This window comes from Aeromicrobium sp. EU05-FHT14F07 (assembly GCF_058790455.1).
Genome location: NZ_JBYTCR010000010.1, coordinates 34,492 through 46,319, shown reverse-complemented (window position 1 = coordinate 46,319; position 11,828 = coordinate 34,492). Strand labels below are relative to the sequence as shown.

Below are 11,828 nucleotides of genomic sequence, written 5' to 3'. Positions count from 1 at the left end.
CGGCGGAAAAGCGTCGCAAGGTCCACACAACGGCTGGACTGCGCCTGGACGTCAGGGGGAGGGGACGACGAGGTCGGCGTGCTCGCGCCGGGCGAGCACGCGCCGGGCGTTCGGCTCGTCCACGTCGTCGACCCACGCCTGTGCGTCCTCGCGCGACTTGCCGTGCTTGACGTGCCGCATGACCAGGCGCGACCGGCGACGTCCGTCGTCGAGGTCGACGAACCAGACGGCGTCGAGCTCGCGCCGGACGTCGGGCCACGGCTCGTCGGCGTCGAGGAGGTAGTTGCCCTCGGTCACGACCACACGGTGCTCCGGCGCGACCGTGATCGACGCGGCGATCGGCTGCTCGAGGTCGCGCTCGAAGCCCGGCGCCAGCACGTCGTGGTTCGTCTCCGCGCGGAGACGACGCAGGAGCGCGAGGTAGCCGTGCGCGTCGAACGTCCCGACGGCACCCTTGCGGGCGAGGAGTCCGCGTTCGAGCAGGGCGGCGTCGGCGAGGTGGAACCCGTCCATCGGCACTCGAACGGCCGGGACCCCGCGCGCCGTCAGCCGGTTCGCGAGTCGTCGGGCCAGCGTCGACTTCCCGCTCCCCGGGGCGCCGACGAGGCCTAGCAGCACGCGACGGGCCGGGTCGGCCTCAGCCAGCGCGGCCACTCGCGCGGCAAGGTCGTCGAGGTCCACGACGCTCATCCTCCTCCTGCACGGGGTCGCTCCCGCTGCCCAAACCCACCGGCTGGTGACGTGCAGGGGTCCGGTAAGGTACCCCGCGGTGGCGTGTCCGAGCGGCCGAAGGTGCATCACTCGAAATGATGTGTGGGGTCAAACCCACCGTGGGTTCAAATCCCACCGCCACCGCCGTCGAGAAGGGCCCCCAGCCTGTGCGCTGGGGGCCCTTCTCCGTCCACCGAGCGGGGCACGGTGCTCGGGATGGGCGACGGCTCTCGACGATCTCGCACCCTGTCGCCCTGAGGGTGGCGGGCCTATGCTGGCGAGGTGTTCGAGACCGCGATGTTGAGCCGGGCGACCGGAGTGCTCGCGTTCGTCCTGTGCCTCGCGGCGCCGGCGGAGTCCACCGCAGCAGCGGGGGTGGCCGTCCTCATCGCCGCGGCGCTGGTGGTGGCGGTGGGCTCGCGCGTCGTCGTCGAGCACCGTGTCACGGGTGTCGGAGTGCGGCCCGGCGAGGCCGTGCGGCTGGTGCCCGTGCTCTCGTCGCGCATCGCGGACCCGGTGCGCCAGCCGGTGCGTCCGCGCGCTCCCGGTCTGGTCTGAGGTCGCCTTCGGGCGACGTGCCCGATCCGATCCTCAGACCAGGAGAACCCCCATGCTCGACCCGCTGAAGCACGTCCTGTCCGCCCTGCTGTCCCACACCCACGCCCTCCTCACGCACCTCGGGGCCGACCCCGGTGGTGCCGTCGGCTGGTGCCTGAGCATCGCTGCGATCGTCGTGGTGGTGCGCTCGCTGCTGCTGCCGATCACCGTCCACCAGGTCCGCAACGCGCGTCGGTCGGCCCTCGCCCGACCGCAGATGCAGGAGATCGCCCAGCGCTACAAGGGGCGCACCGACACCGAGAGCGTGCGCGCCATGATGGAGGAGCGTCGCGCGGTCTCCGCCGAGCACGGCGTCTCGCGGCTGGGTTGTCTGCCGGTGCTGCTGCAGCTGCCGCTGTGGATCGCCCTGTACCACCTGCTCGCCGACGTCGCGGCCGGCTCGCCCGTCGGCTCGATGGATGCGACGCAGGTGGCGCTCTTCGACCGCGCCCAGCTGTTCGGCACCGGGCTGGCCGACAGCGGCATGCTCGGCCAGGGCGGGGTGCACCTGGCCGTGGTGCTGACGCTCGCCGCCGTCGCGGCCCTCGTGTCGTTCGCGACCCAGCACCTCTTCGTCATGCCCAACACCCCGACCGACGGGATGCCCGAGGCGATGCAGCAGGCCACCCGGATGATGCCGACCCTCTCGGCCGGAGGGCTGCTGCTCGCCGGGACCTTCGTGCCCGTCGGCCTGCTCGTCTACTGGGTCGTCAGCCAGGTGTGGACGCTCGGCCAGGCGTTCGTCGTGTGGCGCTGGTTCCCGACGCCCGGCACGCGGGCGGCGAGCCGACGCGCCTGACCGCGGATCGGCACGTCATCGACCGTTCTCGTCCTCAGGACGGGCGATGAGGTGCCGAAAGGTGCGGCGCCCCAACCGGATCGCGCCCCCACCCCGTCTAGGAGGTGACAGAGTTCACCCGGACGAGGAGTGCACGTGCGACGGACGACCGAGGCTGCGTACAGCGAGTTCGCGGAGGCTGCGTGGCCGCAGCTCTACCGGACGGCGGTGCTCATCGTCGGGGACCGGCAGCTCGCCGAGGACCTCGTGCAGTCGGCCCTGGTCAAGACCTACCTGGCCTGGCCACGACTGCGCGAGCCCGAGAAGGCGAGGGCCTACACCCGACGCGTGATGGTCACCGTGTCGCGCGACTGGTTCCGCAAGCACGCCTGGAACCACGAGGACGTCCGGGACGTCGACGAGTCCACCGCAGGCGCCGCAGTCAGCACGGCCGACCTCGCCGGTGACCTCTCCGACCGCATCACCCTCGCGGACGCCCTCCGGGCCCTGCCCCTCGGGCAGCGGTCCGTGCTCGTCCTCCGCTTCCTCGAGGACCTGTCCGTCCAGGAGACCGCCGACCTCCTGAACGTGTCCACCGGCACCGTCAAGAGCCAGACCGTCGTCGCCCTCGCAGCCCTGCGAGCCCGCGCCGACCTCGTCACCGAAGGAGCCCACGATGACTGACCACCTCACCGACCTCATCCGACAGCACGCCACCTCCCAGCCGGTCCCCGAGCTCGACCTCGACGGGGTGATCCGCAGCGGGCGCCGGGCCGGCCGTCGCCGCGCCGTGGTCCGCCGCTCCGTCGCGACGCTCGCCATCGGCGCGGTCGCCGGCACCGCGGTCGCCGTCAGCGGGGTGGGCGGCGGCGACGGGTCGTCGCTGCAGGTCGAGAGCAGCATCTCCGCCTCCGACGTCGACCTCGTGTCCAGCGCGTACCGCACGGGCGGCGCCTTCTCGCGGGGTGACACCGTCTGGTTCAGCGACCCCGACTACTCCGTCGACCTCGGCACGACCGTCCAGACGTTGTACTACACGGCCGACGGCGTGATCGCCGCCGTGTCGGACGACGACGCGGGCGACGCGCCCCGCGGCTGGGTGTACGTCGGCACCGACGGCACGGTCCGTCGGCTCGATCTGCCCCGCAAGGTCGTGCCCGGCGCCGACGCCTCCGCGGACCGTCTCGCGTACGTCACGAAGGCCGGGAGCGGGTACGAGGTGCACGTCGTGCAGGCCTCGTCCGGCCGTGAGCTGGCGGTCGTGCCGTTCGACGGCGGGTACACGTGGGCCGGGTGGAGCGTCCCGCCCATCGGCCTCACGGGCGACTACGTCGTGGTCGGCACGAACCAGGCGCAGAAGGTGCTGAACTGGCGCACCGGCCGGGCGGTCGCCGCGGTCCCGGGCGAGCAGCTGCCGTCGACCGGCGGCGGACGCGCTCTTGGTGGCGACCACGGGTCGACGGCGTACCGGCTCGGCGACGCACGTCAGCTGGGCTCCACCGCTGACCTCACGGTCGGCACCGGCGACGCGCGCTGGGCCTCGAACGAGCTGTCGCCCGACGGCCGCTTCGTCCAGACCACGACGACGTTCGTGAGCACCGACGAGGACGGCACCAGGACGGTCGTCGACGGGGTGGAGGGCAACGAGGTCCGGAACCCGGTCGTGCACGTCACCGACCTCGACACGGGCCGGCGGATCACGCTGCCCGGCGACGGGTTCACCTACGGCTGGACCCCCGACGGCCGGCTCGTGAAGGTCGAGGGCAGCCGGGTCACCACGTGCGACGCCGCCACGGGTGACTGCACGACCCGCACCGTGCCGGACGGACCCGGGAAGATCCGCGTCGCCGGGACCTACCTCGGCTCCTGACGACGACTGCGACGCCGTCGCCCGCTCCCGGAGAGGGGTGGGCGACGGCGTTCGTGCGCCTAGAGCAGGCCCTCCACGCACTGCGCCACGCCGTGGCCGAAGGACCAGTCCTCCGTGGTGTTCTCCGTGAGGGACACGATCGGGTCGGACGGGGCGAGGCCGCACTCGGCGCCGGTGCACAGGCCGAACCGGCGCCGACGTCTCCGTCGAGATGGACGGCGATCAGCAGGTGCTGGACTGGCGTACCGACGGGCGCGTGGGCGACGTGCCGAGGAGCAGCTGCCTGCCCGCCGTCCACCGAGGGGTGTGCTGGGTACGGACCCCCGCGAGGAGACCTTCGAGTGGTACCTGCGTCGCGGGAGTCCATCCCGGCTCCCGACCTGTCAGTCGCCCATCGCACGCTGCAGGACGTCGGCGAAGTCGTCATCGACGTGGATGGACATCGTGCCCTCGTCGTCGAAGCGGGTGAGCTGCACGTAGGCCGACCCGTTCCACCAGTACAGGTGGGGGCTGACCTGGCCGACGCCGTCGGAGTACCCGAGCGCGGTGAAGCGCGCCATGCTGTTCACGACGGACACCACGGTCGCGTCGCGCACCACGTGCCAGCAGAGCTGGTGGCGGTGCGGGACGCTCATCAGCCAGCCGAGGTCGGTCGGCGGGGCGTCGTCGACCCCGGCGGGCAGCTCGGGGAGCAGCAGCGCGCGGCTTGCGGTGTGGACCGAGTCGCCGAGCAGCACGTGGAAGGCGCCGCCGTCGTGCGCGTCGACGAGCTCCACCTGCTCCGTCGGGAGGGCCCGGAGGTTCTCGAGACCTGTCTGGTGCAGCAGCTCCCATCCGCCGGCGGCCCGTGCGTTCTCGTGGTTGTAGATCGACAAGGTGTCCGGCAGGTCGAGTGCGAGGGCCTCGATGATGCCGGGGGCGAGCTCGCGGTGCGGGAACGCGTCGAGGTCGGGGAGGGCGTCGTCCGGCAGGAGCCGCACGTAGGTGCGTCTCCGCTGGTCATCGGGGTCCGCGCCCTCGAAGGGGCTCTCCCCGTCGAAGCTCTCGAGGACGCGCCGCACGTGGTCCTTCACCACGGCCGGCCAGTCGCGGCGGTCGAGGTCGGCGCACGTGGCCGCGACGTTCCAGAACCCGAACTGACGACCCTCGGCGTCGACAGCGTGATCGGCGTGGGTGGTCACCTCCAGCCCGTGCTCGCCGAGCGTGTGGTGCATGAGCGTGCGGACGCGGTCGGCGTCCGAGACGGTGAGGAACGTCAACGCGTCGTCCATGGGCTCAGGGCGGTCCGCCGTGCGCCTCGAGAAGATCCTCATGCTGCCGTCCTCCGCGTCGGGTGCGGGTCCAGCATGGCAGTGCTGGGGTCGACGCGGCCGGACCCGTGGCGCGTCGGGCCTAGAGCAGGCCCTCCACGAACTGCGCCACGCCGTGGCCGAAGGACCAGTCCTCCGTGGTGTTCTCCGTGAGGGACACGATCAGGTCGGACGGGGCGAGGCGGCACTCGGCCTCGAGCCGCTCGGCCAGGGTGGCGTAGAGCGCGCGCTTCTGGTCGAGGTCGCGGCCCTGCTGGGTGATCTGCAGGATGACGAGGTCGTCGGTGCGCTCGATGCCGAGCCCGGTGTCCTCGGCGATCATGTGGCCTGGCCTGTGCTCGGAGATCAGCTGGTAGCGGTCACGCTCGGGCGCGGCGAAGACGTCGAGCAGGGTCTGCTGGACGACGTCGGCCAGGCGGCGGACCTCCTCGGGCGTGCGTCGGCCCTCGACGAGGTGCAGGTGGACGAGCGGCACGGGGGCTCCTGACGTCGGGACGCGGTCACCTCATCGTCGGCACGCTCGATGCGGCGCGCGACCCGAGTGGGGGTGAGGTCCGGCACGCCGCCTCGCCGCGACCGGTCAGGCGGCGGGGCTCGGGCGACCGAGGGACGCCGCCAGCTCGGCCTGGTAGGCGGCGTAGGCCTCGACCAGACGCGGCGCGTTCCAGCCCGACGGTCGCAGCGCGGGCGGCAGGGCCGGGTCGGTCCGCAGGTGCCGGACCAGCGCGGCGGCCACGGCCAGGCGTTCCACGGGCGGTCGTGGCTCGTCGAGGGCCGCGAGCAGTCGAGCGCCAGTGTCCGTCCAGGCGGGGAGGTCCCACAGGCGAGCGGTGAGCCCACGCTCGTCGAGCGGACGTGAGCTCGCCACGACGACGAGGTCGTCGGGCCAGGCGGAAAGCGGCCGGTCGAGGTTCGCCGGGCGGGTCCAGACGCCCTCGCGCAGCTCGGCGAGCCGCAGCCGCTCCATCTCCTGGCGCAGCGCGGCGCGGTCCGGCGCCGACCGGCCGGCGGCGACCACGACGGCGGTCTCCCACGTCCCGTCCCACGGCCGGTACCGCGGGTCCAGGGCGGCGTCCTGCCGACGTTGACGCTCCTGCAGCCGGGCGCCGATGCGGTAGGTGCCGCCCGACCGCTCGAGGTCGCCCGCCGCGACCAGGCGGGTCAGGGCGGCGCGAAGGGTCGACTCGGGGACGTCGAAGATGTCGCCGGACGCCACGAGCTGGGCCGGCGTCATCTCCGGCGGGTGCACCGCGAGCATGAGGCTCAGCACGATCGAGCGGGCGCTGAGGGGGCGGACGTCCATGCGCACAGTCTCCATCCTCGCAGATCGGCCTTGCAGATTCTTGACAACTGTCGTGATGATGCAATGCTTGGGTCATGACGCTCACCCCGCCCCGCACCGTCAGCGACGTCCGTCCCGGCACCGTCACCGGACCTGACGCCAACCAGGCGCCGCCCCTCGCGCCGTACGACGCGTCGGCCGACGTCGCGCTGGTCGAGGCGCTGCACCGCGAGGGTGCCGGCTGGGCCGAGGACGACGTGCGCCGGCTCGGCCGCCTCGCGGGGAGCCCGGAGGCGCAGCGCTGGGCCGAGGACGCCAACCGCTTCGAGCCGGAGCTGCGCGTCGTCGACCGCTACGGCAACCGGGTCGACGAGGTCGAGTTCCACCCCGCCTGGCACCAGCTCATGGACACGGCGATCTCCGAGGGGCTCGGCGGTGCCGCCTGGGCGGACGAGCGTGCGGGCGCCCACGTCGCCCGCACGGCGGGCAGCCTCGTGTGGGGGCACACCGAGGCCGGCCACGGGTGCCCGGTCACGATGACCTACGCCGTCGTGCCCGCGCTGCGGCACGCCCCGGCGCTGGCCGAGGTGTACGAGCCGCTCCTGACGTCGCGGGTCTACGAGCCCGGGCTGCGCGTGCCCACCCAGAAGCAGGGACTGCTCGCCGGCATGGGCATGACGGAGCGCCAGGGCGGCTCCGACGTGCGCACGAACACCACCGTCGCGCAGCCGACCGACGAGCCCGGCGTGTTCACGCTGCACGGCGCCAAGTGGTTCACGTCCGCGCCCATGTGCGACGTGTTCCTCGTGCTCGCGCAGTCGCCCGGCGGCCTGTCCTGCTTCCTCGTCCCGCGGATCCTGCCCGACGGTTCGCGCAACCGCTTCCATGTCGTGCGGCTGAAGGACAAGCTCGGCAACCGGTCCAACGCCTCGTCCGAGCCCGAGCTCGACGGCGCCGTCGCCTGGCTCGTGGGTGAGGAGGGCCGGGGCGTGCGCACCATCATCGACATGGTGAGCTGCACCCGGCTGGACTGCGCGACGGGGAGCGCCGCGCTCATGCGGAAGGCGCTCGTCGAGGCCGGCCACCACGTGCAGCACCGTGCGGCGTTCGGTCGGCGGCTGGTCGACCAGCCGCTCATGCGCAACGTCCTCGCCGACCTCGCCCTCGAGTCGGAGGCGGCGACGGCGTTCACGCTGCGGCTCTCAGGTGCCGCCGACCGGGCCCTGCGCGGCGACGAGCAGGAGCAGGCGTTCCGGCGCATCGGCACGGCGGTCGGGAAGTACTGGATCACCAAGCGCGGTCCCGCCTTCACGGCCGAGGCCATGGAGTGCCTCGGCGGCAACGGCTACGTCGAGGAGTCGGGCATGCCACGGCTCTACCGCGAAGCGCCGCTCAACTCGATCTGGGAGGGGTCGGGCAACGTCAACGCGCTCGACGTCCTGCGGGCGCTCGGCCGCGAGCCGGTGGTGGCCGACGCGCTGCTGCACGAGATCGGGCTCGCGCGCGGCGGCGACGCCCGCCTGGACGCCGCGGCCGACCGGCTCGGCGCCGACCTCGCGGCAGCCGCGCGCGACCTCGGCAGCATCGAGTTCCGGGCGCGCCGGCTGGTCGAGCAGATGGCCCTGACGCTGCAGGCGTCGCTGCTGGTGCGGCACTCCTCGCCCGCCGTGGCCGACGCGTTCTGCTCGAGCCGGCTCGACGGGCGCGGCGGGCTGGCGTTCGGCACGCTCGACGCCGACGTCGACGCGGGCGCGATCCTCGAGCGGGCGCTCCCGGGTCTCTCGACCTGACGTCTGTCGGGCCCGTGGCGGTCTGGTCGCTCGCCTTCTGTCAGTCGTGTGGACCGCCGGAAGCCCAGGCGGCGATGAGCTCGGCGGGGCCGAGGACGGTGACGTCGTCGATCTCCGTCGATACCCGCGAGACGGCGAGCAACGGGGTCTCGTCGGTCGCCCCCGGGAGCTGGCGTCGATGCGCGACGAGGCGGTCGTAGTCCCGCCGGCTGAAGGGTGCGTTCTCGAGCCACTTGATGGATCCCACCGCGAAGAGTGCTTTCGCCGTGGGTGCCCGGTCCGCGACGACGATGTCGATCTCGGGATCGTTCTTGCGGGTCCAGTAGCCGCCCACGACCCCGGCGGACCCGTCGGGTCCGAGCGGGAGGCCGAGGCGATCGATCGCTTCACGGATGATCGGCTCGACGGCGCGACCGCGCCACGTCGTCCAGGACCTCTGGACCCGGTCGAGGGTGCGGTCGCCACGTCCGCGCTCGACCTCCTGGATGTACGGTCCGACGAACTCCAGCCAGAACCTCAGGTAGGAGTCGGCGACCCAGTAGCGGGCTTCCTGCGAGGCCTTCGTCGACAGGGGCGTGGCCCGATGCACGATGCGCTTGTCCGTCAGGAGCGTGAGGGCCCGGCTCAGGCTGGCGGCGGTGACACCGCTGGCTCGCCCGATGGTGGTGAACGTGCGCTCGCCGCTGCCGATGGCCCCCAGGACGGTTCGCGCCTGGGCCTCCGAGGGGAACTCGGCCGCGAGGGCGCGCTCGGCGGAGACCAGGAGGGCGGAGGTGGGGTTGGCGAACGCGCTGCCCAGGTAGTCGGTCAGGGACTGGCCGGGCTTCCACTCGGCGCAGATCAGCGGAAGTCCACCGGTGACGAGGTACGCGTCGAACGCGTCGGCGGGCTCGAGCTGGAGCATGCGGCCGACCTCGGCCGGTGAGAGCGCAGGCACGACCATCTCGTCGGCACGTTGGTGGAACGGCCGGTCGTAGCTGCTGAGCGCCTCCATCATGGCCAGGTCGGAACCGATGCCGATGAAGAGCACGCGATGCCTGGACAGAACCCTGTCGAAGACGGTCTGGAGGGTGCCTTCGAACGCAGGGTCCTGAGCGATGATGTAGGGGAGCTCGTCGAGGACGATGATGCTACCGGTGTCAGACGTCGCGCTGGCGAGCAGTCGAAGCGCTGCGTCCCAGCTCGTCACCGTGAGGTCGCGGAAGGTGTCCGCGCCGGGAAGGTTAGAGCGGGCGACCTCGTCGACGAAGAGCTGGAGCTCCTCGTGCAGGGGGCGTCGCGCGGCAGCGTAGAAGAGGTAGGGCGCTCCGGATCGCTCGACGAACTCCTCGACGAGACGGGACTTGCCCACGCGACGCCGTCCTCGGATGAGGACGGCCTTGCCGGGCTTCGCGTCCGTCGACTCGCGCACGGACGTGAGGCGGTCGGTGAGCTCCCGCAGTGGTTGTTCTCGTCCCACGAACATGTGCCACACCTCCGGTCGGGAAAAGGCTCACCCATGAGACTATCATGGGTGATAGTCTCATGGCCTAAACTCTTCGGTCGCCAACGATCCACGATCCTCCAGTGGGTTGGCCCGTCGTGCTTGACACCGGCACGGTCCGTGGGCGACCCGCCCGGTTCTCCACGGAGACGTCCACGTGCTCTCAGCGACTCGCATCAAGAAGGCTCCCGGGGTTGAGCCGACCCTCCGGGTCGAGAGCGGCCTTGACGGCGCGGTGGACGTCGAGGGCGACGGGGTCGAGCTCACGGGCCAGCCACCCGGCCTTGAGCCGGCCGACGCCGTGCTCGCCGGTCACCGTGCCGCCCAGGTCGAGGGCGAGTGCGGTGATCGCGTCGAACGCGCGCCGCGCCGCAGCCTCGGACTCCGGGTCGCGCTGGTCGAAGACCACCGTCGGGTGCATGTTGCCGTCGCCGGCGTGGCCGAAGACGCCGATCGTCAGACCCTCGGCGCGGGCCACCTGCTCGACGCCCTGCACGAGCGCGACGATCGCGCGGCGCGGGACGCAGACGTCGTCGAGCAGCCAGTCGCCGAGCCGCTCCAGGGCCGGCAGCGCCTGACGTCGCGCCTCGAGCAGCTGTCGCCCCTCCTCGACGTCGGTCGTGACCGCGACGTCGACCGCCCCCGCCTCCTCGCAGGCGCGCCGGACGGCCGCCAGCGTGGGACCGGGGTCAGGAAGGTCGGACTGCACGAGCAGCATCGCGGCGGCGTCGAGGCCCATGCCGGTGTGTGCGTCGATCGCGCGGAGCGTGGTCGCGTCCAGGAGCTCCATGAGCGACACGTCGAGCGCGTCGGCCGTCATCCGCTCGACCGCCCGACCGGCGTCGGGCAGCGAGGCGAACGTCGCGACGACGGTGGCGGGCGCCGGGGGAGCCGGCCGCAGCCGCAGCGTGACCTCGGTGATCACCCCGAGCGTCCCCTCCGAGCCCACGAGCAGGTGGGTCAGGTCGTAGCCGGCGACCCCCTTGACCGTGCGGCGGCCCGTGCGCAGGACCCGGCCGTCGGCCAGCACGACCTCGAGCCCCAGCACGTAGTCGCCCGTCACTCCGTACTTCACGCAGCACATGCCACCGGCGTTGGTCGCGACGTTGCCGCCGATGGTCGAGATGGCGACGCTGCCGGGGTCGGGCGGGTAGAACAGACCGACCTCCTCGACCGCCGCGCGGAGGTCACCGGTCAGCACGCCGGGCTGCACGACGGCCACGCGCTCCTCGACGTCCACCGCCACGACGCGGTCGAGTCGTCGGGTGCTCAGCACGACCGAACCCGCGGGAGCGTTGGCACCGCCCGCCAGACCGGTGCCGGCGCCGCGGGTGACGACGGCGAGCCCGGCTGCGCGCGCAGCCCGCAGGCACGCGACGACCTCGTCGGTGTCACGCGGCGACAGCACCGCGACGGGGGTCGAGCGTTGCACCAGGCGCGCCTCGTCGTGCGCGAAGCCGGCCACGACGTCGGGGTCGGTCTGCACGATCGCCGCGGGCAGGTGGTCGAGGCTCACGCGTCGATCGTGTCACGAGCGACGGCCGCGCGGCGGCGTCGCGCGGCGGGGGTGGTGCGCTGGGTCAGCGCGGGGCCTTGACCGCGACGACGGGGCAGTCGGCCTCGAGCAGGATGCGCTGCGAGGTGGACCCCAGCACCAGCTTGCCCACGGGCGAGCGGCGGCGCTGGCCGATGACGACGAGCGACGCGCCGTGGCGGTTGGCGTGGTCGAGGATCGCGTCAGCCGCGCCGCCGCTCCCGACGAAGTGCACCACCTCGTGCTCGACACCGGCCTCGCCGAGCCGCGCCTCGAGCTGCTCCACGACGGTCTCGGGCGAGACGTCCGGGTGCGGTGCGTCCGACGCGATGACGACCAGGCGGGCTGCGGTGCTGCGGGCGTGGTCGACGGCCCAGGTCCAGGCGGCCTCGCCCTCGGGGCTCGCCACGTAGCCCACGACGATCGTGCTCATGCTGTTCTCCTTCTCCCTGGCACCACGCTACCGGTCGCGG

The 11,828-nt window shown here is 72.8% G+C and carries 12 protein-coding genes and 1 tRNA gene; 6 read left to right on the top strand and 7 right to left on the bottom strand.

The window, feature by feature from the left end; translation table 11 throughout:
* Positions 1-51: 51 nt before the first annotated feature.
* Positions 52-690 (bottom strand): nucleoside/nucleotide kinase family protein, encoded by a 639-nt coding sequence (locus AC3WRM_RS10530; RefSeq protein ID WP_492249173.1) that lies wholly within the window; start codon positions 688-690, stop codon positions 52-54.
* 78 nt (positions 691-768) lie between these two features.
* On the opposite strand from AC3WRM_RS10530, the gene AC3WRM_RS10525 reads away from it, so the two are divergent.
* The 5 genes from AC3WRM_RS10525 (at position 769) to AC3WRM_RS10505 (ending at position 3,956) form a co-directional block, all read left to right on the top strand.
* A tRNA-Ser gene (locus AC3WRM_RS10525) sits at positions 769-855 on the top strand.
* A 138-nt stretch (positions 856-993) separates the two neighbouring features.
* Entirely contained in the window at positions 994-1,269 is a 276-nt protein-coding gene (locus AC3WRM_RS10520) for a hypothetical protein (RefSeq protein WP_492249174.1), read from the top strand.
* A gap of 52 nt (positions 1,270-1,321) precedes the next feature.
* The gene (gene yidC, locus AC3WRM_RS10515; RefSeq protein ID WP_492249175.1) at positions 1,322-2,107 is read left to right on the top strand and encodes a membrane protein insertase YidC; all 786 of its coding nucleotides are present in this window, start codon (positions 1,322-1,324) and stop codon (positions 2,105-2,107) included.
* Positions 2,108-2,242: 135 nt separating this feature from the next.
* On the top strand, positions 2,243-2,770 hold the full coding sequence (locus AC3WRM_RS10510) for a SigE family RNA polymerase sigma factor (protein ID WP_492249176.1): 528 nt from the start codon (positions 2,243-2,245) through the stop codon (positions 2,768-2,770).
* Positions 2,763-3,956, top strand: a complete 1,194-nt coding sequence (locus AC3WRM_RS10505) for a hypothetical protein (protein WP_492249177.1) — start codon at positions 2,763-2,765, stop codon at positions 3,954-3,956. The genes AC3WRM_RS10510 and AC3WRM_RS10505 overlap by 8 nt, the downstream gene beginning before the upstream one ends.
* Before the next feature lie 383 nt (positions 3,957-4,339).
* On the opposite strand, the gene AC3WRM_RS10500 is transcribed toward AC3WRM_RS10505, so the two are convergent.
* From AC3WRM_RS10500 to AC3WRM_RS10490, 3 genes are all read right to left on the bottom strand, one after another.
* Positions 4,340-5,269 (bottom strand): hypothetical protein, encoded by a 930-nt coding sequence (locus AC3WRM_RS10500; protein WP_492249178.1) that lies wholly within the window; start codon positions 5,267-5,269, stop codon positions 4,340-4,342.
* A gap of 79 nt (positions 5,270-5,348) precedes the next feature.
* Positions 5,349-5,741, bottom strand: coding sequence for a tautomerase family protein (locus tag AC3WRM_RS10495; protein ID WP_492249179.1), 393 nt, complete (start codon positions 5,739-5,741; stop codon positions 5,349-5,351).
* Between the two features lie 105 nt (positions 5,742-5,846).
* Positions 5,847-6,569: a PaaX domain-containing protein, C- domain protein gene (locus tag AC3WRM_RS10490; protein ID WP_492249180.1), complete on the bottom strand. Its 723-nt coding sequence runs from the start codon at positions 6,567-6,569 to the stop codon at positions 5,847-5,849.
* A gap of 74 nt (positions 6,570-6,643) precedes the next feature.
* Between AC3WRM_RS10490 and AC3WRM_RS10485 the strand changes: the two genes are divergently transcribed.
* Positions 6,644-8,338 (top strand): acyl-CoA dehydrogenase family protein, encoded by a 1,695-nt coding sequence (locus tag AC3WRM_RS10485; protein ID WP_492249181.1) that lies wholly within the window; start codon positions 6,644-6,646, stop codon positions 8,336-8,338.
* Between the two features lie 40 nt (positions 8,339-8,378).
* Here the strand turns inward: AC3WRM_RS10485 and AC3WRM_RS10480 are convergent, their stop codons facing one another.
* From AC3WRM_RS10480 to AC3WRM_RS10470, 3 genes are all read right to left on the bottom strand, one after another.
* On the bottom strand, positions 8,379-9,803 hold the full coding sequence (locus tag AC3WRM_RS10480; protein WP_492249182.1) for an ATP-binding protein: 1,425 nt from the start codon (positions 9,801-9,803) through the stop codon (positions 8,379-8,381).
* A gap of 181 nt (positions 9,804-9,984) precedes the next feature.
* On the bottom strand, positions 9,985-11,337 hold the full coding sequence (locus tag AC3WRM_RS10475) for an FAD-binding oxidoreductase (RefSeq protein ID WP_492249183.1): 1,353 nt from the start codon (positions 11,335-11,337) through the stop codon (positions 9,985-9,987).
* A 64-nt stretch (positions 11,338-11,401) separates the two neighbouring features.
* The gene (locus AC3WRM_RS10470) at positions 11,402-11,788 is read right to left on the bottom strand and encodes a universal stress protein (RefSeq protein ID WP_492249184.1); all 387 of its coding nucleotides are present in this window, start codon (positions 11,786-11,788) and stop codon (positions 11,402-11,404) included.
* Positions 11,789-11,828: the final 40 nt, after the last annotated feature.